The organism is Mesorhizobium sp. B2-2-3 (assembly GCF_006442405.1).
Taxonomy (GTDB): Bacteria; Pseudomonadota; Alphaproteobacteria; order Rhizobiales; family Rhizobiaceae; genus Mesorhizobium.
The window spans coordinates 237,920-262,626 of the sequence record NZ_VFWC01000008.1 but is presented as its reverse complement, the minus strand read 5'-3'; the positions used below and the strand labels follow the sequence as shown (position 1 = coordinate 262,626).

Here is a 24,707-nt window from a genome sequence, read left to right as displayed (position 1 = left end):
GACACTCTTTCCAGGTGAGGACATGAAATGGCAGCGGTGACCATCAACAATGTGCAGAAGGCATTCGGAGCGACCAGGATCATTCACGACGTCAGCGTCGACATCGCCGATGGCGAGTTCGTGATCCTGGTCGGACCTTCGGGCTGCGGAAAGTCGACGCTGCTGCGCATGATCGCGGGGCTGGAGACGATCTCGGCCGGCAGGATCGCCATCGGCGAGCGGGTCGTCAACGATCTCAGGGCGCGAGACCGCAACATCGCCATGGTGTTCCAGAACTACGCGCTCTACCCGCATATGACGGTGGCCGACAATATGGGTTTCGCGCTCAAGATCAAGAAAGCCGATCCGGCCGATACCGCCGGCCGCGTCAACAGGGCGGCGAGTATCCTCGGCCTGGAAAAGCTGCTCGACCGCTTCCCGCGCCAGCTTTCGGGCGGCCAGCGCCAGCGTGTCGCCATGGGGCGCGCCATCGTGCGCGACCCGCAAGTCTTCCTGTTCGACGAACCGCTCTCCAACCTGGACGCCAAGCTGCGCGTGCAGATGCGAGGCGAGATCAAGGCGCTGCACCAGCGGCTGGGCACCACCACCATCTATGTCACGCATGACCAGATCGAGGCCATGACCATGGCCGACAAGATCGTGGTGCTGCATGACGGCCTGGTCGAGCAGGTCGGCGCGCCGCTCGACCTCTACGACCAGCCGGCCAATCTCTTCGTCGCCGGCTTCATCGGTTCGCCCGCCATGAATTTCATTCGCGGCCGCATCGAGGAAGGCGTCTTCCGCAGCGCAGGCGGGCTGACCTTGCCGCTGCCGGCGCCGCTTCATCCGGCACAGGTCCCGGGCGGAGAGCTGGTCTACGGCATCCGCCCCGAACACATCCGCGCCAGCAGCCAAGGCATACCCGGCAGCGTCACGCTGCTGGAAGCCACCGGTTCGGAGATCTTCGCCAAGGTCGACTGCGGCGGCGAGGAGATAGACTGCCTTTTCCGCGAGCGGCTGGCGCTCAAGCAGGGCCAGCTGGTGCGCATCGAGGTCGACCGCGCCTGCGCGCATCTGTTCGACGCCGAAACCGGCCGGCGCGTCGGCGCATGACAACAGCCCCGCGGGACGGGGCTGTCTTCAGGGTGCGGGCTACAAAAGCCTGCTTCTAGGCCGGTCTATTTGCTGCCGCCATTCGCCTTGACGCTGCTGCAGAATTCTGGATGGCTGTTGGCGGCGTTGGCGTCCTTGGCCTCGTCGTCGCAGGCCGTCATCATCATCTTCTGGTCTTCCGGAGTGAGCGCTTTCCACGCTTTCGTGAACTCGTCGCTGCTGCGCATCTTCTTCATGCTGGAGTCGGTGTAGAAGGGCTGCATCTTGGCCGGGTCGTCGAGTGCCGACGTGCCCTTGTTCGCGGCGGCGAGGGCCGAGCCCGCGAGCATCGAAAGCGTCATCGCGCCGACGCAGATCATCTTGATGTTCATGATAGGATCCTTCCCTGTTGCTCTTCGACCGTCGAAGCAACGATCTTCAAAGAAACGGAAGGTTTGGAGGAAAGTTCCGGTTCGCCATGTCAGCTGAGGCCCGGTCTGAACAAATATATTGTTCAACGGCGGCGAAACTTTCCGCTTTTTTCTTCGTTTGGCTGCATCGTTAGATTTGCAGCGGGGGCACATCGCACGGGATAGCGCCTTCCTCTTCACCCTAGCGCGGCTGGACCAGAGTCCGCGCCGCCTCCGCTCCCGCCGTCAGCATGCGATCGGACAATTCAGTTCCCTCCACCGCGCGGGACAGTTGAAGGGCACCGATGAGCGCCGCGAAAACGCCCAATGCAACGCCCTCCGGATCACGGGTTGCAGGCGGCAATTGCGCCGATAGCTGGCGCACCAGAGTCATTAATCGTTCGGTGTAGAGCGCGCGGGTCTCGGATGGCTGACGCGCGATTTCGGGCAACAGCGCCGCCGAAGCACAGCCGGTCTCCGGATGATCCCGGTGCTCGGGCGACAGATACATCGCGAGGGCCAACTCCAACCCTCCCGAGGCCAACGCCTCCTGCAATTGCTGCGACTGAGCCTCCAGTGCCGCGACCATGCTCTCGCGGACGAGTTCGGCCTTGGATTGAAAGTGTGGATAGAAGGCGCCGTTCGTCATGCCGGCGTCGCTCATGATGCTTGCCAGTCCGGACGCGGCGATGCCGTCACCGCGAAACCGTTCGGCGGCGACCTCCATGATCCGGCTGCGTGATGCGTCCTTCCGGCCTTTTTCGTAGCGCATGGCGCTCCTTCCGCTTCCCTATTGCATTACACCCGTAATGTGATATTACGATCATAATTCAATCATCGCCGAGAGGCAAGACCTCTCGAGTTCGGAGTCACCAGATGAACCGGAATTCAGGAAAGACGGCGATCGTGACCGGCGCCTCCTCCGGCATCGGCCGCGCCAGCGCGGAGGCTTTGGCGCGGGCGGGTTTCACCGTCTTCGGCACCAGCCGCAAAATATCAGGCCAGGGCTCGGACGGGATATCGATGCTGGTTTGTGACGTGACCGATGACGCGTCGGTCGCAGCTCTGGTTTCAGATGTCCTCGCCAGGACCGGCCGGATAGACCTTCTGGTCAACAATGCCGGCGTCGGGCTGCTGGGAGGCGCGGAGGAATCCTCGGTTTCCCAGTCCAAGGCCCTGTTCGATGTCAATCTGTTCGGCGTCATGCGGATGATCAACGCGGTGCTGCCGTCGATGCGGCGGCGCGGCGAGGGGCGCATCGTCAATATCGGCTCGATCCTGGGATTGGTCCCCGCGCCGTACTCGGCCCACTATTCCGCCGTCAAGCACGCGCTCGAAGGCTATTCGGAATCGCTCGACCACGAGGTTCGCGCTTTCAACATCCGGGTTTCGGTCATCGAACCTGCCTTCGTGCGCACCGTGTTCGACCAGAACGGGCTCGAGCCCGATTCCGTCATGAAGGAATACGATCAGGCCCGCGCCGGTATCGACGCATTGCTTCGCGACGTGATGCCGAAAGCAGACCCTCCGGAAGCGGTGGCGAATGTGGTACTCAGGGCCGCCACCGAGAAGCGTCAGCGCCGACGCTACACCGCCGGCAAGACAGCCCGGCTGGTCAGCACGCTGCGGCGGTTCGCGCCCGCCGCGACGTTCGACAAGACCTTGCGCAAGCAGTTCCGCCTGCCTGCCTGAACGGAGCGTGCCAAGTCGGTGCCCGCACAAGCAGTTTCGCTGCCCCGAAAGCCCAGCCTGTCCGATATCGGGATTCATTTCAAGAAAGCGAATATGATGAAAGCCTTTGTCGTCGACAAATATCAGAAGAAGGGCGCCCTGCGGCTTGCAGAGATGCCTGAGCCGGAACCGCGCGACAACGATGTCCTGATCGAGGTCCACGCCGCTGGCGTAAACCTTCTCGATTCCAAACTCCGGGACGGGGAGTTCAAACTCATATTGCCTTACCGCCCGCCATTCATCCTTGGCCATGACGTGGCTGGCATCGTCATTCGCGTCGGGTCGAAAGTACGCAAATTCAAGACCGGCGACGAAGTCTATGCGCGGGCGCGCGACGGACGGATCGGGACATTCGCCGAATTCATCGCCGTCGAAGAAGCCGACGTGGCCTTGAAGCCCGACAGTCTCAGCATGGAGGAGGCGGCCTCCATTCCGCTGGTCGGCCTGACCGCCTGGCAGGTGCTCGTCGACAGGGCAGGGCTGAAGAAAGGGCAGAGGGTGTTCATCCAGGCCGGCTCGGGCGGTGTGGGGACATTCGCCATCCAACTGGCAAAACATCTCGGCGCCACCGCGGCGACGACGGCCAGTGCCGCGAGCGCCGATCTGGTGAGACGTCTCGGAGCCGATGTCGTCATCGACTACAAGAAGGAGGACTTCGAGAAGGTCCTGCACGGCTACGACGTCGTCCTGAACAGCCAGGACGCCAAGACGCTCGAGAAATCCCTGCATGTGCTGAAGCCGGGTGGAAAGCTCATCTCCATCTCCGGTCCACCGGATCCCGAATTCGCCAGGGACAAAGGCCTCAACATTGTCCTGAAACTGGTCCTGCGCCTGCTGAGCCGCGGCATACGCGGCAGGGCCAGACGCGCCGGGGTCGGATATTCGTTCCTGTTCATGTGGGCGCAGGGCGATCAGCTGAACAGGATCACGTCACTTATCCAATCCGGCGTCATACACCCTGTCATGGATCAGGTATTCCCATTCGAAAAGACCAACGAGGCGCTGGCCTATGTCGAGACGGGGCGCGCCAAGGGCAAGGTGGTCGTGAAGGTGAGATAGAAGGCGCCGGCGCCGCTCGGCCTGTTATCAGTCTTGCGCCTTTTAGCCAGGGCGGTCTCAGCCGCTCTCGATCTCCTGGAGATAGAACGCCTTGCTGGGCTGCAAATGGTCGACGCAGAGCTGCGCCAGCACCCAATTGTCCCGGCGCTTCAGCGCCTCGATCATCATCGCGTGGTGCTGGCGCGAGATGTCGAGCTTTTCCCTGTCGGCCAGCGAGTTAGCCCGCACCGGCAGGCTGAGGCGCATGTAATGCTCGATCGAGGCCACCAGATAGGCATTGCCGCAGGCCGAGAACATGGTGAGATGGAAACGATCATTGGCCTCGTGGATGCCGCGCAGGTAGCCGCTCTCGACATGGCCGTTATAGATGCGGAGGATCTGCGTCAGCTCTTCGATCAGCGCATCGCTCGCCGGCAGGCGGATCATCAGCGCCGCCTGGCGCTGCAGCATCTCGCGCACCTCGTAGATCTGCCGTACCTCGTCGGGCGACAGCCGCCGCACCATGGCGCCCTTGTTGCGCTCGCGCGTGACGACGCCTAGCCTTTCGAGCTGATAGAGCGCCTGTCGAATGGTATGGCGCGACACCGGGAAGCGGGCGAGCAGCACGTCCTCGACCAGGCGCGCGCCGGGCGCCAGCCTGCCGAAGATGATGTCTTCCTCCAGCGCGTGGACGATATCGGCTTCCTTGCCGCCATAATCGATCGTGTTGAGCATCGCGCTCCGTCGCGTTTTCGACAGCCTCATGGCGAGGGCCGCTCTTGCCGCCTTGCCATGGCGAAAAAAGAGAACCGGACCGCTTGGCCGGCCGGACCGATTGGCCTTGAGCCCGCCAGCTGCGCCATTACCGCCGACGGTCCCTGCCGCTTGCCGAGCCCCCAGATGGGCCGGGCGAGGGTCGTCGCTGGCCATGCTTTTGTCAAGCGACGCGAGGGACGTCGCCGCCCTGTCAGTTCCTGTCCACCGGCTTTGAGCGCATGCGCGAGACCGTTTCGCGCTCGGCGCGCTTGGAGCGCAGCGGCGGCAGGCCGCGGTCGATCAGGTCCATGTCCTCCAGCACCATGTCGCCCATGCGCTTGAAGGCGATGTCGAGCGCCCCGGCGCGGTGGGCCGAGCGCAGGAAGCCGGGCAAGGCGCGCACCGGGTGGTCCCGCGCCAGCGGCTCCTCGGGGAAGACGTCGCTGGCGGCGAGGATGTGGCCGCCCTTCACCGCCGCCATCAAAGCGGGGAAGTCGACCACGCCGGCGCGGCTGAGCAGGATGAAGGCCGCGCCTTTGCGCATCCTGGCGAAGGCGTCGGCGCCGAGGAAGCCCTGGTTCTCGCTGGTCACCGAGGCGACGACGAAGACGAAGTCGCTGGCGGACAGCACCTCGTCCATCGAGGCCGGCTCGACGCCATTGTCGATCAGGATCGACGGCGGCAGCCAGGGATCGAAGACTTTTGTCCTGGTGCGGAAACCCGACAGCAGCCGGTTCAGCGCGCGGCCGAGATCGCCGAAGCCGATGATGCCGACATCGGCGCCTGACAACAGCCGCGCCGTCCGGTTGCCGTCGCCGCCCCACAATTCCTCGCCCTTGCGGAAGGCAAGGTCGGCATCGACGATGCCGCGGGCGAGGTTGAGCGCCATGGCAAGGCCGAGCTCGGCCACCGGCTCGGCGAAGACCAGGCCCGTTGTGACGACATGGATGCCGCGCGCGAACAGCGTTTCATAGGGCATGTTGTCGATGAGGTTGCTCTCGACATTGAAGACGCAGCGCAGCGCCTTCATCTTCTCCAGCGTCTCGGCCGCGATCGGCGGCTGGCCGACGATGTAGCGGGCCTCGGCCAGCACATCGGCCGGCAGTTTCGCCACGCCGTCCGGCGTCGTCTCGACGATGCGATATTTCGCCTTGAAGCGCGCCAGCTGCGGCGGCGTGAAGATGAGGTCGAGCGTGCGCGGTTCGGGCGCGCTGATGACCAGCGGCAGGGCGCTGTCGGACATGGCGAATTCCTCCCGGCGCGATCGTTTTGGCGCCCTTCTGGATCCAATCTATCCCGGATTAAACGACTTACAACATGCATACGGAGGAGGAAAATTTCGCGACAAGAAAGGCGGGATTGCGGCTGGGGCGAGGGGCCGTTCTTGCACAAGGGCCCAAAAAAGGGAAAGGGAATGCGCTTCTGGCGCCGCAACCAACCACCGCTCCATACGTTGATCCATGCCGGACCGATTCCGGCTTACTCCAGAGCCTCACCCCGCCGGCCATGACTGGCGGGGGCTTTTTGCCGGAGGGCCGTATCGACCTTATGCGCAGGCCGTCGTCAGCGCCCGCCGCTCGTTTGCTTCCAGCGCGGCGCGATCGCGGAACCGTCGATGAATTCAAGGCCGCCCGCCTCGTTGAGCGTGTGCAGCTTGCGCCCGCTCCATAACGCGCCAGGCGTCAAGATGGTCTCGACAACCTGGCTCATGCCGTCCAAGTCCAGGTGAACAATGCGTGCGATGCCGAGCGCCGCGCCATAGCTCCTGCGGCAGTCCTGCACGGGGCGCAGCAATTGGCCCTCCCGTTCTACCATGCGGCCCGCCGGTCGCGCCGAGGCGATGTCGATCAGGACGGGGTTTTTGGGGTGCGGCGTCCACGGTCCGCGAAAGTCCGGCGCCGACCACAGATGCAGCGCGTCGGAAAAGGCGCCGCCGCCGTCCCTGACGGTGGCGAACAGCCACCATCGTCCGCCATGCTCGACCAGGGTGGCGTCGCTGGCGACGATGTCTGACAGCAGCGTCGCTTCCTTGACCCAGCCGCCAGGGAAGGCGGTGGCGCGGTAGAGGTCGACCGTGCGGTTGGCGCAGCTCTCCGGCACCATCCAGACTTCGCCGTCGCGCTCGAAGACGAACGGATAGGACAGGTGATAGGGCAGGTCGAGCACCGGTTCCGGGCGGCCGATCGGCCCCGACGGGCCGAACGGCACGGCGGAGATGATGGCCCGGCCCAGACGGTGGATATAGTCCTCGACGAACAGGGTCACCTTGCCCTGATACAGGATCGGGAATGGGTCGGCGTAGAAGCGGCTGCCGTCGTCGGGAAGCACCTGCCAGCCCGTTGCCGGATGCGCCCGCAGGTCGAGCAGGTCCTGCCCCTGCGTTTGCCGCCAGCCGACCTTCCAGTGCGGGGCGTTGTAGCAGAGATGGTAGATCTTCTGGACGATGCGCCGCGCCAGCGCCTTGCCGGCCCTGACGCCAAGCTTGGCGGAGGACGGCAGGGCGGGCGCGGCATTGCCGTGCGCCGGCTCCGGCAGGACGGAGAGGGCGTGCCGCGCGGCGCCGGTCATCGCCGCCAGGATCAGGCTCGCGGTGCGCGCCAGCATATCCTGGAACGAGGCAAGCGCGATGCCGCCATATTCGGTGCCCAAGCGGCCTTCGGCGAGGTACGCACCGTTTTCCTCTATACGGGCGATCGGCGTTCGCCCATCGAGGATCAGCGCCAGCAGGGCTGCTTCGCCCGCCGCGCCGTCATAGGTCACGCGCCAGACCCGCGTTTCTTCGCGCTGCACGTCGCCGCAGAGGTCGATCACCAGATCGGGCGCTGCCGGCGGCCGCGCTTGATAGGGCGCCAGCGCCGAAAGCGGCAGGCGTTTCGCCAGCCCGTTCGCGGACAGGCCATGGATGGCCGTTTCCAGCTGAAACAGCGCCGCGGCGCTGGGTGGTATGCCGCCCTCGGCCGGCCTGAGATCGACAGAGACCTCGACATGCGCCAGCGCCGCCAGGCGCTCCAGCAGCGTCAGGTGAAAGGCACGCGGGCATTCGCTGTCCAGGCGCAGGCTCACCTGCATGTCGCATCCTCATCGTTGTGATGTTCGGTATTGGGCCGGTGTTTGGACGCGGGAAACGGCCGGACGGATGAAGTGTTGCCCCATTCCATGTCATTCCCCCGTTGCCCGCGCCGTATCAACACCCGCGCCTCTTCTAGGCAAACCCCGTGCCAAAATTCACAAGAGCTCTCAATATAATTAACAGTGTTTTAACAGTTGGAAGCATAGCTAAGACAAAGCCGCAATTCGATCTTTGCAGGCGCATGGAGTGTTGTCGGAGCGACCCTTGCAATCATCCCTGCTCTCGTTGCCGCAACAATACGCTCCGGAGGCGATGCAATACGCGCCCGAAGCGGTGCCGTTGGCGCCATCCTACCCGGCCTCGACCGTCGAGCTCGGCGACGTGAAGCGCATATTGATGCGCCGCCGTTCCCTCATCTTTGCCATCACCGCGCTGCTGACCCTCGGCGCCCTGCTCTATGGGCTTTTGACGCCGGCGCTCTACAGCTCGGCGGCGGAAATCATCATCGATCCGCAAGACCTGCAGGTGGTCAGCAACGACGTCAATCCGAGCCAGGTGCCGCCCGACGGCGGCATAACCCGTGTGGAAAGCCAGGTCAGCGTCGTCCAGTCGACGGGGGTGCTGCTCAGGGCCATCAAGGCGACCAACCTGACCGAGGATCCTGAATTCAACGGGCAGGGCATGCTGGGACGCTTACTCGGCGGATTGCTGGGTTCGGGGTCGGGCGAAGCCGACAAGACTGCCAAGACGCTCGATGCGTTGCGCGCACGCCTGGCGGTGCGGCGAGCGGACAAAGTGCTGGTCATCGAGGTGATCATCACCACCAAGAACGCCGAGAAGTCGGCGATGCTGGCCAATGCGATCGCGCAGGCCTATCTGGCGGATCAGGCGAGCTCACGCGCGCGGATGGCCAAGGACGCTTCGGACGCCATCGCCGCGCGACTGGATGAGCAGCGCAAGCGCGTCCAGCAGGCCGAGAATGCCGTCGAGGCCTACAGGTCCGCCAACAACATGGTGATGGCGGCAGGCAATCTGGTCAGCGACCAGGAACTGACCGAGCTGAATACGCAGCTTTCGGCAGCGCAAAGCCGCACCGCGGCGCTGAAGGCGCAGGTCGACCAGTTGCGCAGGTCGGGCGGGGCGCCGGACGCGACCTCGGAAGCGATGCGCTCCTCGGTGATTTCGAGCCTCAGGGCGCAGGAGGCGACGCTTGTCGACAAGGTATCGCAGTTCGGCACGGAACTTGGGCCACGCCATCCCTCGATGATCGCGGCGCAGCAGCAGCTGCGCGACACGCGTGCGCTGATCGGGCGCGAGCTCGGCCGCATCGGGGCGGCTGCCGAGACCGACTACGAGCGAGCGCTGGCCAACCAGCAGGCGCTGGAGGCCAAGGTCGCCGGCATGAAGACCAAGTCGCTCGATACGGACCAGGCTTCGGTCAAGCTGCGCGAGTTGCAGCGCGATCTCGAGGCCGTCCGCTCCGTCTATGCCAACTATCTGCAGCGTGTGCAGGAGACGCGCGAGCAGATCAACGTCGACAGCACCAATGCGCGGATCATCTCCAGCGCCATGCCGGCCCTGAAGAAGAGCTGGCCGCCGCTGTCGCTGCTTGTCCTGGGCGCGCTCTTCGGGGGCCTGGGGCTCGGCACCGGCCTGGCGCTGATCGCGGAATATTCCTCGCCCACGGTGCTTTCCAGCGCGCAGATGCAATCGGCCATCGACGCGCCGGTGCTTGGCGTGGTGCCGGCAAAATCGGGCAACACCCGTCGCTGGTGGCCTTTCGGCGCCGCGGCCGCCGCGGCCAGCCAGAAGACGGACGCGGTCGTCGGGCTGGCGCTGAGGCGCATGTTCTCGTCGGGCCGGCGTCCGCCGGACTGGCCGCTGGTGCCGTCCATACTGGTGACGTCGCCGCCCGAGGACGCCGCGCATCGCGGCAGGGTGGCGCGCTTGCTGGCCAATGCCGCGGCCGCCCGGGGCGGCCGTATCCTGTTCATCGATACCAATGCCGGCGGCGGCCAGAAAGATCAGCAGCCGGGCGTGCTCGACGTGCTTCGCGGTGAGTACGGTATCGAGGCGTTGAGCCAGTATACGCCCGGCAGCAATGTCGCGCTTTTGGGCAGGGGCCGGTCAAAGGCCGTCTTCCAGGAAGCGCAGGGCGTCTATTTTGCCCAGCAGATGTTGGCCCAGGCGGGCCGCAACTTCGAACTCGTCGTCATCGATGGCGGCGCGCTGGCCGACAACCTCAATGCCTCGCCGCTGGTAGCGATGGCCGACGAAATCCTGCTCGTCGCCACGCTGAACTCGACGCCGATGCGCGATGTCGCGGCGGCCTCGCAGGCCATTTCCGTCATGGGGCGGTTGCCGACCGGCGCCTTGCTGGTCGACGAGGCGGCCTGACATGGCCGCCGTCCGGCCCGCCAGCCCGGCAGCCGGCTGGGCCGCGCCGGGTCAAGCCGCCGCCGCATCCCGCGCCGGCAATTCCATCGACTGGGTGACCCGCTTCGGCCTGGTCGTCACGGTGGCGGTGCTGTTCGCCGTTTCCGGCGGCATGCTATGGCTGGTGGGCTACAATTACGACGGCCTGCTCGGCAGTCCGGCCACCAAGATCCATCCGTCGACCTATCTCCTGGTGCTGGTGTTTGCCTGGCGTTCATGCACGTTCGGCAATCCGGTCGGCTATATGGCTGCCGTTGCCGACCGGCGGCCGGCCAGCGCGCTGATGGCGGTCATCTCGGTCGTGCTCCTGGTGGTGGTCGTCGTCAGGCATCGCCCGGGCATGGCGGGCATGGTCGATACGTTCGTGACGGCGGCGCTGCTGGTGCTGATGCTGGCCGAGGACGACGACCGGACCTTCGCGCGGCTGCAGACGGTCGTTCACGCGGTGATGTCGGCGAATGCGGTGCTGGCGCTGTTCGAGTTCGCGACCAAGACGCTGGTGTTTCCCTACCGGCTCGACGGCGAGGTGTTCACGGACCTGCGCTCGACCGCGCTTCAGGGCCATCCGCTGGCCAATGCCACGATCACCGCGGTCTATGTGCTGGCGCTGCTCTCCGGCTCACGGTCGCTGTCGATGCCGCTGCGGCTTTCGCTGATCGGCCTGCAAACCGCGGCGCTGGTCGCCTTCGGCGGACGTTCGGCGATGGTGATCACGCTCGCGCTCGGCGGCATCTATCTGCTTTTCAGGGGCGTGGCCTATCTGCGGCATGGACGCGTCAGCCTGCTGGGCGCGGCCCTTGCGGTCCTGCTCGCCACGCTGCTGCCGGTGGCGGTCGCCCTTCTCTTTTCCTATGGCTTCTTCGACGCGCTGCTGGAACGCTTCGTGTCCGACAGCGGCAGCGCCAATGCCCGCGTCGAAATGTTCGACCTCTTCAAGAATCTAGGGCTGGGCGACCTGATCGTGGGGCCTGATATCGATCTGATCGAAAGCATGCGCCGCATCAACGGCTTGGAACAAGGCATCGAGAACCCGATCATACGCATGGTGCTCTATCAGGGCGCCTTCTTTACCCTGCTGATGCTGTTCGGCTTCGTGCTGTTCATGCATGAGGTGGCACGCCGCTGCCATCCCGGCATCTGGCTGCCCATGCTGGGCTGGCTGATCCTGCTCAACACCTCCGAGACCCTCGCCTCCAAGACGACGCTGTTGACCAAATTCGTGGTGCTGGCGCTGGTGCTGTACCGGCCGGCGCGGGCCGTGGCGCGGCAAGAGGCGCAAGCAGTGCGCGCAATTGGAGACGACCGGCGAAGAGCGCAGCCTCTCCGCCGTTAGCGGCTGATCCCCTGTGTTTCGCAAAGACGGATCGCATGTGACATGGGGCTCAGCCATGACGCCGGGAAAGCGCTTCTTAGGACTTTCCACGCCCGAAAGCGGGCACGGTCGTCACCTGCCAATATAGGCAGCCAGTTCGTCGGGCGTCCCGTTTGGGAAGGCCTGTTTTAGAAAGTCCATGAACGCCGACACTCGCGCGCTGAGCAGCCGTCGAGAGGGGTAGAGCGTCCATAGAGCGATCTCGGGGCCGTCGATCTCCCCCCAACTTACCAGTGTGCCGTCAGCCAGGTCGTGGCTCACCAACGAAATGGGAAGACGTGCCGCACCGACGCCGGCCCGCACCGCGTCCCGGACCATGATGAGCGTCGACAAAGCGACGACCGGCTCGATCGTGATCGTTGACCGGCCGCCTTGTGTCTTCACGTGCAATGTCTGCAGATCGCCTGCCCCGCGCGCAACGCCAGGAGCGGCGAGTCCACCGGTCGGGCGAGGAAGGTCGGGGCGAGCCACCACGACCAGGCGATCGCGCAGAAACGCCCGTCCGACCAGGCTTTCGTCGGGATCCGGATTGACCCGGATCACCAGGTCGTAGCCTTCCTCGATCATGTCCACGGCCCGGTCCTCGGTCGTGACCTCCAGCCTCACCTCCGGATATTTGAGGGCGAAACCCGCAGCGATCCTTCCCATTGCGGTCTGAGAAAAATGCAAAGGCGCGCTGATCCGCAGCTTCCCCTTCGGTCTCTGACCGCCCGAGGCAATCGCCGAAGCGGTCTCGTCGAGTTCGGCGAGCAACGCTCCCGTCCGCTCGAAGAGCGCCCGTCCTTCTTCGGTGAGCTTGAGGTTACGCGCACCCCGTTCAAACAGGCGCAGATCAAGACTGCTTTCCAGTTCGCCAACGCGCCGGGACAGGGTTGCCTTGGGCCGGCCGGTGGCCCTTGCCGCTTTGCCGAAGCCGCCATGACGGGCAACGAGATTGAAATCGGCGAGGGCAAGGAGGTCCATGTGTGTTCCACCAGTGAGACGACGTGTCTAAAATTTCCGCCTATTGGGCTGCTAGTGAGCCACACATATTGGAGGTGTCAAGCAATCCAACAGGAGAAATATCATGACCATTCTCGTTACCGGCGCCACGGGCAATATTGGGCGCCAAGTCGTCGAACATCTCGTCAAGCGCGACGCCGATGTGCGTGCTCTCGTCCGCGATGCGTCGAAAGCCAACTTCCCGGCAGGTGTCTCCGTCGTGCAAGGCGATTTTCTCGATGTCGATTCGCTGCGGAAAGCCATGTCCGGAATCTCCACTCTGTTCCTCTTGAACGCCGTGGTACCGGACGAATTCACCCAAGCTTTGGTCGCGCTCAACGTCGCCCGATCTACCGGCATCGAGCGGATCGTCTATCTGTCTGTGGTCCACGCTGACGTCTATGTGAACGTACCCCATTTCGCGGGCAAGTTCGGCGTCGAGCGGATGATCGAGGAGATGGACTTCAAGGCTACGATCTTGCGCCCGGCCTACTTCATCCAGAACGATCTGATGATCGAAGACGTCATCACCGGCTACGGCACCTACCCAATGCCGATCGGCGCCAAAGGGCTCGCCATGATCGACGTGCGTGATATCGCGGAGATCGCCGCCCTCGAGCTGCTGCGCCGCGAACAGTCTGCGGAGCCGCTTGTGCTCGACCGGATCAACCTCGTCGGCCCGGAGACACTGACCGGGACGGATATCGCCGCAATCTGGTCAGAGGTGCTTGGCCGCCCGATCAACTACGGCGGCGACAATACCGAAGGCTTCGAGCAAAATCTCAAGCAGCTCTTGCCCGCCTGGATGGCCTACGACATGCGCCTGATGGGCGAGCGGTTCTTGACCGACGGGATGCTGCCTGAGGCCGGCGACGTCGAGCGCCTGACTGCCTTGCTCGGACGCCCACTGCGCCCATATCGCGACTTCGCCTCGGCAATCGCTGCCTCCGCTTGACGGAAGCAAGGACAAGCAACGGGGATAGGCCGTCTAGCCCGGCATCTCCAGCCCAAGCGCCTCGATCATCGCCGGGTCCAGGGCGCGCGTGGTGTCGTCCATCATGCCCATGCCGTCGAAGAGGGCCCAGAAGGCCCAGGCAAAGCCGAACGACTCTGCGCTTTGCCTGACGTCGGCGATGTAGCGGGCGCGGTCGGGATCGGGCGCGGCGACGTAGCGGGCGTCGGTGCGCAGCGCGCCGAACTCGCCCATGATGATGCGTTCGGGCGCGATGTCATGGCTATCCGCCCAATCGCGCGCCTGGCTAAGGTATCTGTCGATGAACCAGCGGCCGGGCTGGGCGTCAAAATAGACCTTCAGCACGCGCTCGGTTTCCGCGTAGGCGGCTTTCTTGTCCGCTTCGGAGGTTTCGGCGTCCTCGGCCATGCGCGCCCGCACCGAAGCTAGCGTCGCCTCGAGCGAACCGGCCGAGGCGGGCCACGGCACGTTGTTGAGCGAACGGTAGACGGGTTCGCTCATCCACGGCGCGCCCTGGTGGCTGAACAGGTAGGGCTCATAGAAGTGGAAGGTGAACAGGATCGGTTCGAAGCGCGAGAGCGGCGCCGGATCGAGCGCGGTCAGCCCGCTCACCATGGAGCCGCAGCCACCGGTCACGACCAGCGGCAGGGTAACGGACGATGCCCTGGCTTCGGTCAGGAGCGCGAACTGGACCTGCGACCAGACGTTGGACTCGCAGGATTGCTGCGGCTCGTTGACCGGCTCCAGCGCGACCTTGCCCGATGGAAACCGCGCCAGCCGGCCGGCAAGCTCGCCGATCAGCGTCCGATAGAGATCGAAGGCGGGCGCGGCAGTGCTGGAGACCATGCGGTCCGGATTCCAATAGTGGGTCGCGCTATTGGCCTGCACGTTGACGATGATGCCGAGGTCGGCGTCGAGAGCGGCGGTGACCGCCCGATCGAGCATCGCCAGCAAACGGCCGCGCGTGCCGGCATCGCCGGCCAGGAACGGGCCAGGATCGACCGGCAGGCGGATGAAATCGAGACCCGTCGCGCGCAGCCTGCGCAGATCGGCCGCCGTCGGGACCGGCCGCTGCTGGAATGGAGGCCAGTCGTAGTCGGTACGGGGTGCGGGGAATTCGCGCGTCAGCGAAAACCAGGGGAAGGCGTTGACGCCGCGCCGGAAGCGCCATTCGCCGGTGGCGGCCAGGCTGGACGACACGGGAGAAAGCGGCGCGAACAACGCCGCCGTGGACAGCGCCGCTCCGAGAACCCGCCGGCGCGACCACGTCGTCATGCGTGCGAGGGATGGTCGACCGGGATGGCCTCGCCGGCGACGACGCCGAGCAGCCGGAAGGCTTCATTCTCGTAGGCCAGCAGCACGTCTTCCCAGCGGAAGGCTTCGCGGGCGCGCGCCCTGGCGGCCTCACCGCAACTCTCGACCAGGGCGTCGTCTTCGATGGCCCGATCGATCCGGCCGGCGCAAGTGCCGGTATCGGTGAAATAGAGGGCGGCGGCGCCCGCGGTCCACCTGTTGTAGGGATTGTCGTGGGCGATCACCATGTTGCCGGCCGCCAGCGCCTCGACCAATGACGGGTTGGTGCCGCCGACCGTGTGGCCATGCATATAGGCGCGCGCGTGGTACCGCAGCGCCTTCACGGTCGCCTGGTCATAGATGGCCCCGGGCAGAACCACCGAGCCGTTCGCGGCCTTGCGGATGGCGGCGTGATAGGGGATTTCATCTGAGAGCGTTCCAAGCACCACCAGCTTCATGTCGCGCTTTTTGCTGCAAAAGGCTTCGACGATCGGCAGGATGTTGTTGTCGGGCTCGATGCGCGCGATCGAGATCAGGTACTTTCCAGGTTCGAGCCCGAGCGCCCTGACCGGTGCCTCCGGCGCCGTCGTCACCGGATCGCCGCCATAGGGGATGGTGACGATCGCGCTGCGCGGCCGGCGTGTCGCCAGATGATCGGCGATGACAGGATGATCGGCGACGAGGCGATGCGAGGTCCAGGCGCCGATCCATTCGTTGAGCCAGAACCAGCTTCGCGCCGACAGGCCCCATTTGGGGCGGCGCCATTCGATGCCGTCCATGTTGGTCATGATCTTGCGCCGCATCAGCCTGAGCCAGGTCAGGAAAAGCGCGCCATTGTAACCCAGCACGAGGCACACGCCGGGCCGCCGCACGGCATCGCGCACGCATTGCCAGTCGAATTCCAGCGTCGCGCGCGGACCTTTCGAGGCGACCTGGATGTGGATGAGTTCGATGCCGCGCCAGGTTTCGCTGCGCACCCTGTGCTCGACTTGATCGACCTCGTCCTGGCAGTAAACGCCGACCTTCCAGCCGCGTCCGGCGAGGAAAAGCGCCAGCTTCTCGGCGAAGGTTTCAAAACCGCCGTGGGCCGCGGGTATGCCGCGCGTTCCCAGGATCAGGATGGAAGGCTTTGATGTCATGGCCGACGGGACTTTCCGGAATGTTCATTGCACCAGAACCCACCCTGCGACTTCCAGCCGGGCAAGAGTGGGAGCAACTGTCGCAGAACGTCGTAAAAAATTCTTACCAAACGCCGGAGTTGTTTCATTATCGGTCAACTTTCCGGGCGTATCTGTATCGAAACGAGGCGTTGCCGGGGTTCCTCGGCCTAACCGCCTGGGAAGCGGACCGGGCATGATCCTTGCTCCTGGACTTCGGCAGCCATCCGCCTCGCGCGATGCTGGATGGGGTATGAACCTGGCGGGATATTAAGATGCGGATTGCCTGCGTTCATCAGGGCTACGAACTCTATGGCTCCGACCGAAGCTTCGCGGAAAGCGTCGCAGCCCTGCGCGCCGCGTTTCCGTCCGCCGACATCGAAGTCGTGCTGCCGCGCAGCGGGCCGATCGTGCAGATCCTCGAACCGCATGCCAGCCGGATCGTCTTCGAGCCGCTCTGGGTGTTGCGGCGCCAAGCCATCCTGCGCCTCGCGACCGTCGAGATGGCGCGCCTGCCGCTGGCCTTATGGCGGGCATGGCGACGTTTGAGGCAATGCGATCTGGTCTATGTCAACACCTCGATCGTGGCCGACTATGCGCTGGCCGCCCGCCTGCTGCCTCACAAGGCTGTCCTGCATATCCACGAGATCCCCGAAGGTTTCATGCGCACGATCCTGGTCGCCTTGATGCGCTGGAGCCATGCCGACCTGATCTTCAATTCACGCGCCACGCGCGCCGCTTTCGGCATTGCCGGACGTTCACGCACGCATGTGGTCTATAATGGCGTTGCCGGCCCGCCTGCGGTCGAGCCGATGCACTATGACGGCAGCCGGCCGTTGCGGGTGCTGCTGCTCGGCCGCATCAACAGGATCAAGGGCCAGGAGGTGCTGCTCGAGGCGGTCGCCTCGATGCCGCCGGAATTGCGCTCGCGCATAGAAGTGCGGCTGGTGGGCGGCGCTTTCGAAAGCACCGAGCGCGAACTGGCCTTGGCCGAGCTGGTGAACACCATGGGATTGGCCGATCGCGTCAGCGTGCTGCCGTTCATATCGGACCCCTCGCAACACTACCGCTGGGCCGACATCGTCACCGTTCCGTCGCGGCGCCCGGAATCGCTGGGCCGCGTCGCCATCGAGGCGATGGCCTATGGTCGGCCGCCACTGGTATCGGCGATCGGCGGGCTGGTCGAGGTGGTCAGCGACGGGGAGACCGGCTGGCATGTTCCGCCGAACAACGCCGCCGCCCTTGCCGCGAAATTGCAGGCGATCATCCTGCGGCCCGAGGCCTGGCGCGGTTTTATTGCCGCCGGCCGTGCGCGCTACGAGACAGTCTTCAGCGAACCGGTCGCAGCGGCCGCGATCGCGGCGATCGCCGCCGACAAGCTGAAAGTGACGATGGCGAGGCCGGGCAGGCCGGCAACCGCCCGCCAGGCGGAGACCCGGCCGTGAAATTCCCGGTCCATCTGCTGCGACGCCTCGTGCTGATGGTCGGCGGCGAGGCGATGCAGAGCGGCTTTCACTTTGCCCTCAACATCGCGCTGCTGCACATACTGTCGGCGCAAGGTTACGGTCTCTTCGCCATCGGCATGGTGATGGGCGGCGTCGGCCTGTCGTACATCCGCTCGCTCACTGCCGTCCCCGCCTCGATATGGATGGGCAAGAGCACCAACAGTGCCGGCGTCGATGCCCATGACGTGGCCTTCGGAACAGCGGCTTTGGTAGTGTCGCTGCTGATGGCGGTCGGCACGGCGATCCTAATGCATCTGCTGGGCGATCCGAGCGGCATCGCCGCGGGCTGCTTCGTCGGCGCATGGTCGCTGCGCAGCCACATGCGCACGGCATTGTTCGCTCGGCGCCAGCAGGTGAGCGTCTCCATCAGCGACGCCGCTTTCACGATTACCGGCATCATCCTGACCGGACTGACCATGTGGTTGGCGAAGGACGCGCTGCAAACCGTGTTTTATGCGCTTGCGGCCGCAAATCTGCTCGGCATCGTCGTCCTGGTTCGGCTGGCGCGCCGCACACCTCGCATCAGCTTCCGCATGCCGACGCGCCGCCGCTATACAAGGCTCTGGCCGCAGCTGCGCTGGTCGGCGTTCAGCGCGACCACCACAAACATCCAGGGTCAATGCCTGGCCCTGCTGGTCGCGGGCATTGCCGGACCCGCCGCTTACGCACCGCTGGCGGCGGTCCTCGTGCTGTTTGCCCCACTGCGCATCATCAGCCTTGCTCTCTTCAACATGACGCAGCCGGAGCTGGCGAAGCTGATGCGCAACAACGAAACAGGTCGTGTCTGGGCGCAAGCGAAGATCTGGTCGCTGGTCATGGGGATCGGTGGCCTCGTCTATGGATGTGCCATCCTATTCGTCCTGCCGATGATAAAATCCCAGGCCCTCCAGGATGCCTCGGTCGGATTCATCGGACTTTTCGTGATCGCGAATTTCATCCCGGTCATGCTTTATGTCATGCCTCGCATCATCCTTGAGATCCTCGGCGATTTCCGGACCGTCGCCTTCATCACGACCGGTGGCGCAGTCGTGGGGCTGGCGCTGATCGCAATCCTGCTGGCAATCGCGCCTCCGCCGTGGTCGCTGTTGGGTTCCGCGGTCTCCGAAATCTTCGTCCTTGCCGCATCATGGTATTTCGCGCGTCACCGCATATGGAACATCGAGCACCCGGACCAGCGGCGCGACAGCTGGTTGGGCGGGTGGCGGCGGTCGGTCCCGTTCGCCCCGGTAAAACGGTAGCAGAGACCGGTGGCAGGCGAGGCAGTGAGGGTGTAACGGACGCACGCGGCGGGAAGGCCCCGTTTGTCGTCGGCGTGGTCTCACGAATGGCCCCGACGTGGCACGACCGATCGGTGCAATTTCTGAGTGTCCATCAACGCACCGTTCATGCTTTGATGCTAGCGATCGACCTGAGCGCAAGTGCCCAACGTCTCACCGGGCCTCATGGCAGGTCGACGAGCTGGGCACGCGGGCAAAGGTTCGACTAGTTCGGCCATCGGCCGGTAGGCGAAAGCAACGAACATAATGGCGCCAAAGGTCTGGTCCTGACCGAACTTTGCCGTGGTTTACGATGCGGGGGTATCGCAAGCGCTGCCATTGGTCCGCAACCGTGGCTTTCGTGCGCTCCAACGCACGGCTGCCCGGGGCGGTCCTGAGTTGGCGGGATTTACACTGCTTGCGCGGACGATGTTTATGGCCGGCCGGGAGGACAGGAGAAGCATGTGGCAAGCCACGGGAACGGCTCCCAAGACGGATCTATCCGACGGGTTATTGTCCCCGACTGCCGCCAGCGCCGGTACAGCCGCGCGCTTCAAAGCCCGGCTGCACACCAGCCTCGACACTGTAAAGCCGCTCTGGCTGCGATTTCAGGCCGATGGCGTGTGCACCGCGCATCAGCATTATGCGTGGGTCGAGGGGATCGCCAAACGGCTGATGCCCAAGGGTGCGGAACTGCTTGTCGTCGAGGTCAACGACGCCGCCACGGGCGCGCCGGTCATGCTTTTGCCGCTGATGCGGCGCCGGGCGCTGGGCCACTCCGTGATCGAATGGTTGAGCTGCGGCGTCTGCGACTATTCGGCACCGCTGCTGGCGGATGACAGGGCATGGACCAGGCAAGGCGCCGACGCCGCATGGGCGGCAGTCCGCGCCGTGCTGCCACCGGCGGATCGCATCCATATCTTGGGAATCCCGCAACAGATCCAACGAGTCGCCAATCCTCTGGCGCTGCTTTCGGCGGCGCACGATTCCCTCCAGATCACCTCCGGCCTTGTCCTGCACGGCGAACCGGAAACGCTTATCAAGCGCATCTGCAGGCCCTCCTTCGCCAAGAGCTTTCACAAGCATTGCCGCCGCCTCGAAAAGCTCGGCGGCCTGAGCCTGGTCGAGGCCGACACGCCGGCGCTTACGGAAACGCTCTTTGACACGCTCCTTGAACTGCGACTGAAGCGGTTTCGCGAGCTCGGCCGTTTCGACCTTTTGACGCAGGAACCCGTCGTCGACTTCTACCGAGATGCCGCGCTGCATGGCCTGGCCGACGGCTCGGTGCGCATCTTCGGACTACGCGGAGGGGAAGCCTGGCTCGCCGTCATCTATGTACTGGTCAGGAAAGGCACGCTCCATACCCTGTTGCTCGGGATCGACCAGAATGCCGTCGCCCCGCCGGGACTGACGATGTTCGGCAAGCTGATGATGTGGGGGCGCGGGCACGGGTTCGACTATTTCGACCTTTCGGTTGGCAGCCAGGGCTATAAGGAGCACATCGGCGCCACCAGTTCGGTCCTGGCCGAACTGTGCCAGTCGATGACGCTGCGGGGATGGGGCGCCACCGCCTATATTTCGCTGCGCTGCCGGATCGAGCTTTTCATTCGCTCCAAACCGCGGCTGCTCAAGGCCGGCCAAGGCCTGGTACGCGGCCTGCGCCGCTTGCGCTGACAGGCAACCGAGCCGATCCGCAATGAACCGTAAAACGTACAGCATCGATTTGCAGGACCGCTCGAGGGGACGCATCGCAAGGGCGCTGCGGTTCGTCCGGCAGCAAGGAATCCTCGAACCGTTCCGGCTCGTGCGGCGGCATGGCCTCGGTGACAGCGGCCGCTTCGTCGCACGCAACATCCGCCATCTCGTTGCCGACCGGCTGGCGCGCCAGTGGGATCGCGACAATGGCGTCGATACGGCGGGTTCGATCCGGCTCGACGCGCTCGATGTCGTCGGACCGCACCGGGACCAGGGCAATGAATGCGTCTGCACGTCGCCCAGATCCTTCGCCTTCATCATGGACAGGCTGGCGGACGATCTCGCAGACTACACCTTCATCGATATCGGTTCGGGCAAGTCGCGCACGCTCCTGCTGGCCTCGCACTATCCGTTCGCCGCGATTGTCGGTGTGGAGTTCGCGCGGGAGCTCGTCGCAATCGCCCGGCGCAACATCGAGCGATACAAGAGCCCGGCCCAGAAATGCCGCCAGATTGCAGTCATCGAAGCGGATGCCGCGACGTATGAGTTCCCGCCGACGCCGCTGCTGGTCTATTTCTACAATCCCTTTTCCAGGGACGTGTTCGAAATCGTGCTGGGCAATCTCATGTCGTCGCTGGAACGGCACCCGCGGCCCTGCCTCGTCGTTTACGGCAGTTCGAGCCACAGAGCCATCGAATGGGCGAAGCCCGCCATCCACGATGCCGGGTCTTTCCAGCAACGCGTGACGCCGCCCATGCCGCGTTTCCTCGACGCGGTGCGGACCATCGATTACGCGATCTTCGACTACCGGCCGTCATAAAGAGCGATCTTGTCAGCGCCGGCGGCCGGCCGGGTTCAGCAGCCGTCTCGTCAGCACCCGCCATGCCGTCAGCGGCAGCTCGATCAGCCCCGGCAGCAGATCGTTTGAGGCGAACGCCGCCCAGGATCGAACCGTCGCGAAGGAGTTGACATAGGCCGCGATGCCAAGCCTGCCGCCCAGCATCAGCGTCACGGATGAAACAGCGTCGCGGGCCAGATACATCCATGCCGTTCCCGGGCGAGCGGTAGCGGCTGCGGTGGCCCGGCCGTTCACTGTCTCCCACAGCATCGCCCCCAGGTCGACGCCGGCAGGCGCGCAAAGTCCGAACCACGACCAGGGGCGCGGATTGACGTCGAGAAGCCTGAGCGTGCCGTCGCGACAATCGTGCTTGAATTCGACCTCGACCAGGCCGCTATGGCCGATCGACGACAGCAATGTGCGCGCGGCAGCGACGGCGCGGGGCTCGTCGACGATCTCGACGAAGGTGCTGGTATAGCCGAAGTCGACCGGATACTGCCGCGAGCGGCGCGCGGTGAACTCCGCGATCGGCTTGCCCTCGTTCCAGAGCGCGGCGTAAGAGAATTGGCTTTCTCCCCCGCCCGGCACGCGCTCCTGCACGACGACGTTTTGGCCGCCGATCTGTTCGGCCGCGTCGCGATAGGCGGCAAGAAACGAGGCCCTGTCGTCGGCCTGGACGACCTTGGCCCTGGCGATGCGGGTGTTGCCGCCGCCCATGTGAGGCTTGAGAACGACCGGAAAAACCATGTCCAGGGATGAGGCCTGCGCCATGGACGCGATGTCATAGGTCCTTGGAATGGACAGCCGCAACTCGGTTGCCCGCCTGTAGAGGAACGGCTTGTCGCAGACCCACTGCAACGCATCCCAGGAAGGCAGCAAGATCTTATAGATCGCCGACAGGGCGGCGAGGTTTTCCGAGACCAGGCGAACCTCTGGATCGGCGGCCGGGATCAGGAGGCATCCCTCCAGCCGGTGTTTAGGCGCCGCTTCCAGCAGAAACGGCAGTGCCCGCTCATCGTTTGGGCCGGGCCAGCGGATGGTGGCTCCGACAAATCGCGACCAGCCCGGCAGCGGCGAATCATTGGTGATGTAGGTGAGGGGCACTTTTTGCGCGCCGAGGCTGCGCGCCAGGGCAAGCGTGCCGTGCGCGCCCCCAAGAAACACTGCGCCTGACGTCGCCAAGCCTACATCCTCACATGCTGTCCGGCACGGCCGGTTGCCCAGCTCTTCCGCTTTGACAGGCGAGAGCCCCGCCTGATCGCGCTGATACATGGCGGGGCCCGCGATGCTCAACGCGGCTTCGGGCCGGCGGGAACCGAGGCTTCGCCCAGTCTCACGGTGGAGCGCCGTGCGTTCTGCCCCTTGCTTCTGGCAGTGCGTATGAAACGGGTGACGGCCTGCGCCGCATACGGGGTGGCGGCGGTGAAACGCATCAACGGGCCAAAACTCGCGACCGCGCTGGCGCCGACAAAATGCAGGCCGGGAATGTTCGATTCCAGTCCCGTGGAAAGGACAGGCGATCCGTCGCGGCAGGCGATCGCATCGAGGAAATCGGGGGCGAAGAGCCCGAGCTTGCCGATGTCTATGCGATAGCCGGTCGCGAGCAGGACGTGATCGTAAGCGGTCGAGCCGTTCTCGAACCGCAAGTCTAGTCCGGAGTTGCTGGCGGAGGCGCCGACGATCACGCGGCCGGCCTTGACCTCGATGCCGCCGAAGTCCGGCCGCAGCCAGCCTGACGCGCCGGCCCTGAGGCCACGCGCATTGACCCAGCGTCGCGCCGCCGCCGGCAAACCATGCACGAGACCCGGCGCCTCGATCAGCCAGGACAGCGGGAACGGGCCGACGCGCGAGGGCGACGCCAGGAGTTCCTCGGCGGCGCCGAGCACATTGCGGCCCCGGCTGCTGGACGGCGCGCCCAGCCAATGGATGTCGCCCCGGCAGACGAGTTCGACGTCGGCTCCCGCCTTTCTCAGCAGGACGGCGGATTCGCAGGCGCTCTGTCCGCGTCCGACAACGGCGACATGCTTGCCGGCAAAGGCTTCGAATCCAATGTGCGCGCTGGTGTGGCTGACCAGTTCGGAGGGCAGGCCGGTGAAGGCGGCGGGCACCAGTTCCTGGTTCTTCAGGCCCATGGCGACGACGACGCGGCCGGCGCGAACCGCATCGCCGTCGGCAAGGATCAGCCGGAATCCCGCATTGGTCCGTTCGACACGGCTCACCATGCGCGTGTCGAGATCCGGAACCGCCTGAGCCTGAACCCACATTCCATAGTCGACGAAATCTTGCCGCAGCAATGGCTCGCGCAATTGGACGCGCTGGCCGCTGGCGTAGGAATCGAGGGAGAGCGGGCCGTTCGGGTTGCCGATAAAGGTTGCGCGCCAGGGCGAGCGAAGCCGCATGCCCCGAGGCATGTTCTCGCGCCAAAAGCCCATCGGGCTGCCAAAGGCAAGCACGTCTACATCAGCTGCCCTGAGCGCCGTGGCGACGCCAAGTCCGAAAGGTCCGGCGCCGACAACAGCCACTTCACAGTCATTGCTTCGCACGGAAGCGGTCATGAACCTTGTTCTCCTGGATGGCCGCGCCATCCCCGCGCCGCTCTGACGCATTGGCGCCGCGGCCGGAGCCCGCCCTATTCCTAGGCGCGCCGAGGTTAACAATGCGGAAAGCAGAAGCGCCGAGCCGCCTCGGCGCATATGCCAAACAAGATGTCATATTGTTCCAGCCCACAGGTTCGCGGACATAATCGAGCCAATGCCGTCGGCTATGCTTGCGTCTTGCAGGGAAGCCGCCGCGGCGAAGAAATTGACACCCGCGCCGCTCTCCGCCATCCTTGGGGCCAGTCGCCGGACCGCGAAGAGCGGTCGAGTTCCGTGTCAGGGCGACCGAGGGCGAAGCGCATGTCCAGTGCCGTGAGCAGCCAGAACTCCAAGCGTGCCGCGGTGCGCAAGGCGCTCGACCGCCACAAGGTCTACATCACTGCGCAGAGTTTTTCAGGCGGCACCTATAGGGCGCGCGTGCTGGTCGATGGCGAGGCCTACTGGGTCGACGAATTCCGCTTGAGCCAGCTGCGGCAGGGCCTGTCGCCCGCTGAGCTCGAACTGACGCCGGCGGCCGACGATTGAGCG

At 64.9% G+C, this 24,707-nt stretch carries 21 protein-coding genes; 11 read left to right on the top strand and 10 right to left on the bottom strand.

Features of this window, described 5'->3' with window-relative positions:
- Positions 1–27 precede the first annotated feature (27 nt).
- Complete coding sequence (gene ugpC / locus FJ951_RS17170; RefSeq protein WP_140516175.1) at positions 28–1,092, top strand: sn-glycerol-3-phosphate ABC transporter ATP-binding protein UgpC; 1,065 nt, start codon at positions 28–30, stop codon at positions 1,090–1,092.
- 65 nt (positions 1,093–1,157) lie between these two features.
- Here the strand turns inward: ugpC and FJ951_RS17165 are convergent, their stop codons facing one another.
- Together FJ951_RS17165 and FJ951_RS17160 are read right to left on the bottom strand one after the other, a co-directional pair.
- Positions 1,158–1,463, bottom strand: coding sequence for a hypothetical protein (locus FJ951_RS17165; RefSeq protein WP_140499097.1), 306 nt, complete (start codon positions 1,461–1,463; stop codon positions 1,158–1,160).
- Positions 1,464–1,683: 220 nt separating this feature from the next.
- Positions 1,684–2,253: a TetR/AcrR family transcriptional regulator gene (locus FJ951_RS17160; RefSeq protein ID WP_140516173.1), complete on the bottom strand. Its 570-nt coding sequence runs from the start codon at positions 2,251–2,253 to the stop codon at positions 1,684–1,686.
- Positions 2,254–2,357: 104 nt separating this feature from the next.
- Between FJ951_RS17160 and FJ951_RS17155 the strand changes: the two genes are divergently transcribed.
- Both FJ951_RS17155 and FJ951_RS17150 read left to right on the top strand, forming a co-directional pair.
- Positions 2,358–3,173: an oxidoreductase gene (locus tag FJ951_RS17155; protein WP_140516171.1), complete on the top strand. Its 816-nt coding sequence runs from the start codon at positions 2,358–2,360 to the stop codon at positions 3,171–3,173.
- A gap of 96 nt (positions 3,174–3,269) precedes the next feature.
- Positions 3,270–4,271 carry an NADP-dependent oxidoreductase gene (locus FJ951_RS17150; protein ID WP_140516310.1) on the top strand — a complete coding sequence of 334 codons (1,002 nt, stop codon included), beginning with the start codon at positions 3,270–3,272 and terminating at the stop codon, positions 4,269–4,271.
- Positions 4,272–4,328: 57 nt separating this feature from the next.
- Here FJ951_RS17150 and FJ951_RS17145 read toward each other — a convergent pair whose 3' ends face one another.
- The 3 genes from FJ951_RS17145 to FJ951_RS17135 all read right to left on the bottom strand — a co-directional run bounded on the left by FJ951_RS17145 (position 4,329) and on the right by FJ951_RS17135 (position 8,075).
- Positions 4,329–4,985 carry a GntR family transcriptional regulator gene (locus FJ951_RS17145; protein WP_140516169.1) on the bottom strand — a complete coding sequence of 219 codons (657 nt, stop codon included), beginning with the start codon at positions 4,983–4,985 and terminating at the stop codon, positions 4,329–4,331.
- A gap of 232 nt (positions 4,986–5,217) precedes the next feature.
- The gene (locus FJ951_RS17140) at positions 5,218–6,249 is read right to left on the bottom strand and encodes a hydroxyacid dehydrogenase (RefSeq protein ID WP_140516167.1); all 1,032 of its coding nucleotides are present in this window, start codon (positions 6,247–6,249) and stop codon (positions 5,218–5,220) included.
- Positions 6,250–6,569: 320 nt separating this feature from the next.
- Entirely contained in the window at positions 6,570–8,075 is a 1,506-nt protein-coding gene (locus tag FJ951_RS17135; RefSeq protein WP_140516165.1) for a formyl transferase, read from the bottom strand.
- 265 nt (positions 8,076–8,340) lie between these two features.
- On the opposite strand from FJ951_RS17135, the gene FJ951_RS17130 reads away from it, so the two are divergent.
- A complete protein-coding gene (locus tag FJ951_RS17130) occupies positions 8,341–10,473 on the top strand; it encodes an exopolysaccharide transport family protein (RefSeq protein ID WP_140516163.1) in 2,133 nt (710 codons plus the stop codon).
- Between the two features lies 1 nt (position 10,474).
- Positions 10,475–11,845 carry a VpsF family polysaccharide biosynthesis protein gene (locus FJ951_RS17125; RefSeq protein WP_210239746.1) on the top strand — a complete coding sequence of 457 codons (1,371 nt, stop codon included), beginning with the start codon at positions 10,475–10,477 and terminating at the stop codon, positions 11,843–11,845.
- Between the two features lie 111 nt (positions 11,846–11,956).
- Here the strand turns inward: FJ951_RS17125 and FJ951_RS17120 are convergent, their stop codons facing one another.
- Positions 11,957–12,847: a LysR family transcriptional regulator gene (locus FJ951_RS17120; protein ID WP_140516161.1), complete on the bottom strand. Its 891-nt coding sequence runs from the start codon at positions 12,845–12,847 to the stop codon at positions 11,957–11,959.
- A 103-nt stretch (positions 12,848–12,950) separates the two neighbouring features.
- Here FJ951_RS17120 and FJ951_RS17115 point away from each other — a divergent pair, with 103 nt between their 5' ends.
- The gene (locus FJ951_RS17115) at positions 12,951–13,820 is read left to right on the top strand and encodes an NmrA/HSCARG family protein (protein ID WP_140516159.1); all 870 of its coding nucleotides are present in this window, start codon (positions 12,951–12,953) and stop codon (positions 13,818–13,820) included.
- Positions 13,821–13,853: 33 nt separating this feature from the next.
- Here FJ951_RS17115 and FJ951_RS17110 read toward each other — a convergent pair whose 3' ends face one another.
- Both FJ951_RS17110 and FJ951_RS17105 read right to left on the bottom strand, forming a co-directional pair.
- Positions 13,854–15,113: a cellulase family glycosylhydrolase gene (locus FJ951_RS17110; protein WP_140516157.1), complete on the bottom strand. Its 1,260-nt coding sequence runs from the start codon at positions 15,111–15,113 to the stop codon at positions 13,854–13,856.
- Positions 15,110–16,270, bottom strand: coding sequence for a DUF1972 domain-containing protein (locus FJ951_RS17105; protein WP_140516155.1), 1,161 nt, complete (start codon positions 16,268–16,270; stop codon positions 15,110–15,112). Before FJ951_RS17105 ends, FJ951_RS17110 begins: the two co-directional genes overlap by 4 nt.
- 293 nt (positions 16,271–16,563) lie before the next feature.
- Here FJ951_RS17105 and FJ951_RS17100 point away from each other — a divergent pair, with 293 nt between their 5' ends.
- The 4 genes from FJ951_RS17100 (at position 16,564) to FJ951_RS17085 (ending at position 21,564) form a co-directional block, all read left to right on the top strand.
- On the top strand, positions 16,564–17,733 hold the full coding sequence (locus FJ951_RS17100; protein ID WP_140516153.1) for a glycosyltransferase: 1,170 nt from the start codon (positions 16,564–16,566) through the stop codon (positions 17,731–17,733).
- The gene (locus tag FJ951_RS17095) at positions 17,730–19,031 is read left to right on the top strand and encodes a hypothetical protein (RefSeq protein ID WP_181172249.1); all 1,302 of its coding nucleotides are present in this window, start codon (positions 17,730–17,732) and stop codon (positions 19,029–19,031) included. Before FJ951_RS17100 ends, FJ951_RS17095 begins: the two co-directional genes overlap by 4 nt.
- A gap of 480 nt (positions 19,032–19,511) precedes the next feature.
- Positions 19,512–20,723 carry a GNAT family N-acetyltransferase gene (locus FJ951_RS17090; protein WP_140516151.1) on the top strand — a complete coding sequence of 404 codons (1,212 nt, stop codon included), beginning with the start codon at positions 19,512–19,514 and terminating at the stop codon, positions 20,721–20,723.
- A gap of 22 nt (positions 20,724–20,745) precedes the next feature.
- Positions 20,746–21,564, top strand: coding sequence for a class I SAM-dependent methyltransferase (locus FJ951_RS17085; RefSeq protein ID WP_140516149.1), 819 nt, complete (start codon positions 20,746–20,748; stop codon positions 21,562–21,564).
- A 12-nt stretch (positions 21,565–21,576) separates the two neighbouring features.
- Here FJ951_RS17085 and FJ951_RS17080 read toward each other — a convergent pair whose 3' ends face one another.
- Together FJ951_RS17080 and FJ951_RS17075 are read right to left on the bottom strand one after the other, a co-directional pair.
- The gene (locus FJ951_RS17080) at positions 21,577–22,764 is read right to left on the bottom strand and encodes an ATP-grasp domain-containing protein (protein ID WP_140516147.1); all 1,188 of its coding nucleotides are present in this window, start codon (positions 22,762–22,764) and stop codon (positions 21,577–21,579) included.
- 107 nt (positions 22,765–22,871) lie between these two features.
- Positions 22,872–24,137, bottom strand: coding sequence for an NAD(P)/FAD-dependent oxidoreductase (locus tag FJ951_RS17075; protein WP_140516145.1), 1,266 nt, complete (start codon positions 24,135–24,137; stop codon positions 22,872–22,874).
- Positions 24,138–24,479: 342 nt separating this feature from the next.
- Between FJ951_RS17075 and FJ951_RS17070 the strand changes: the two genes are divergently transcribed.
- Positions 24,480–24,704 (top strand): hypothetical protein, encoded by a 225-nt coding sequence (locus FJ951_RS17070; protein WP_140516143.1) that lies wholly within the window; start codon positions 24,480–24,482, stop codon positions 24,702–24,704.
- The last annotated feature ends 3 nt before the right edge of the window (positions 24,705–24,707 follow it).

Excerpts from the sequence above, each read along its gene's own strand:
- FJ951_RS17100 (WP_140516153.1), top strand. The coding sequence starts at position 16,564 with ATGCGGATTGCCTGCGTTCATCAGGGCTACGAACTCTATGGCTCCGAC.
- ugpC (WP_140516175.1), top strand. The coding sequence starts at position 28 with ATGGCAGCGGTGACCATCAACAATGTGCAGAAGGCATTCGGAGCGACC.
- FJ951_RS17085 (WP_140516149.1), top strand. The coding sequence starts at position 20,746 with ATGAACCGTAAAACGTACAGCATCGATTTGCAGGACCGCTCGAGGGGA.
- FJ951_RS17070 (WP_140516143.1), top strand. The coding sequence starts at position 24,480 with ATGTCCAGTGCCGTGAGCAGCCAGAACTCCAAGCGTGCCGCGGTGCGC.
- FJ951_RS17145 (WP_140516169.1), bottom strand. The coding sequence starts at position 4,985 with ATGCTCAACACGATCGATTATGGCGGCAAGGAAGCCGATATCGTCCAC.
- FJ951_RS17090 (WP_140516151.1), top strand. The coding sequence starts at position 19,512 with ATGTGGCAAGCCACGGGAACGGCTCCCAAGACGGATCTATCCGACGGG.
- FJ951_RS17075 (WP_140516145.1), bottom strand. The coding sequence starts at position 24,137 with ATGACCGCTTCCGTGCGAAGCAATGACTGTGAAGTGGCTGTTGTCGGC.
- FJ951_RS17120 (WP_140516161.1), bottom strand. The coding sequence starts at position 12,847 with ATGGACCTCCTTGCCCTCGCCGATTTCAATCTCGTTGCCCGTCATGGC.
- FJ951_RS17105 (WP_140516155.1), bottom strand. The coding sequence starts at position 16,270 with ATGACATCAAAGCCTTCCATCCTGATCCTGGGAACGCGCGGCATACCC.
- FJ951_RS17110 (WP_140516157.1), bottom strand. The coding sequence starts at position 15,113 with ATGACGACGTGGTCGCGCCGGCGGGTTCTCGGAGCGGCGCTGTCCACG.
- FJ951_RS17125 (WP_210239746.1), top strand. The coding sequence starts at position 10,475 with ATGGCCGCCGTCCGGCCCGCCAGCCCGGCAGCCGGCTGGGCCGCGCCG.
- FJ951_RS17135 (WP_140516165.1), bottom strand. The coding sequence starts at position 8,075 with ATGCAGGTGAGCCTGCGCCTGGACAGCGAATGCCCGCGTGCCTTTCAC.
- FJ951_RS17160 (WP_140516173.1), bottom strand. The coding sequence starts at position 2,253 with ATGCGCTACGAAAAAGGCCGGAAGGACGCATCACGCAGCCGGATCATG.
- FJ951_RS17140 (WP_140516167.1), bottom strand. The coding sequence starts at position 6,249 with ATGTCCGACAGCGCCCTGCCGCTGGTCATCAGCGCGCCCGAACCGCGC.
- FJ951_RS17115 (WP_140516159.1), top strand. The coding sequence starts at position 12,951 with ATGACCATTCTCGTTACCGGCGCCACGGGCAATATTGGGCGCCAAGTC.
- FJ951_RS17155 (WP_140516171.1), top strand. The coding sequence starts at position 2,358 with ATGAACCGGAATTCAGGAAAGACGGCGATCGTGACCGGCGCCTCCTCC.
- FJ951_RS17150 (WP_140516310.1), top strand. The coding sequence starts at position 3,270 with ATGAAAGCCTTTGTCGTCGACAAATATCAGAAGAAGGGCGCCCTGCGG.
- FJ951_RS17165 (WP_140499097.1), bottom strand. The coding sequence starts at position 1,463 with ATGAACATCAAGATGATCTGCGTCGGCGCGATGACGCTTTCGATGCTC.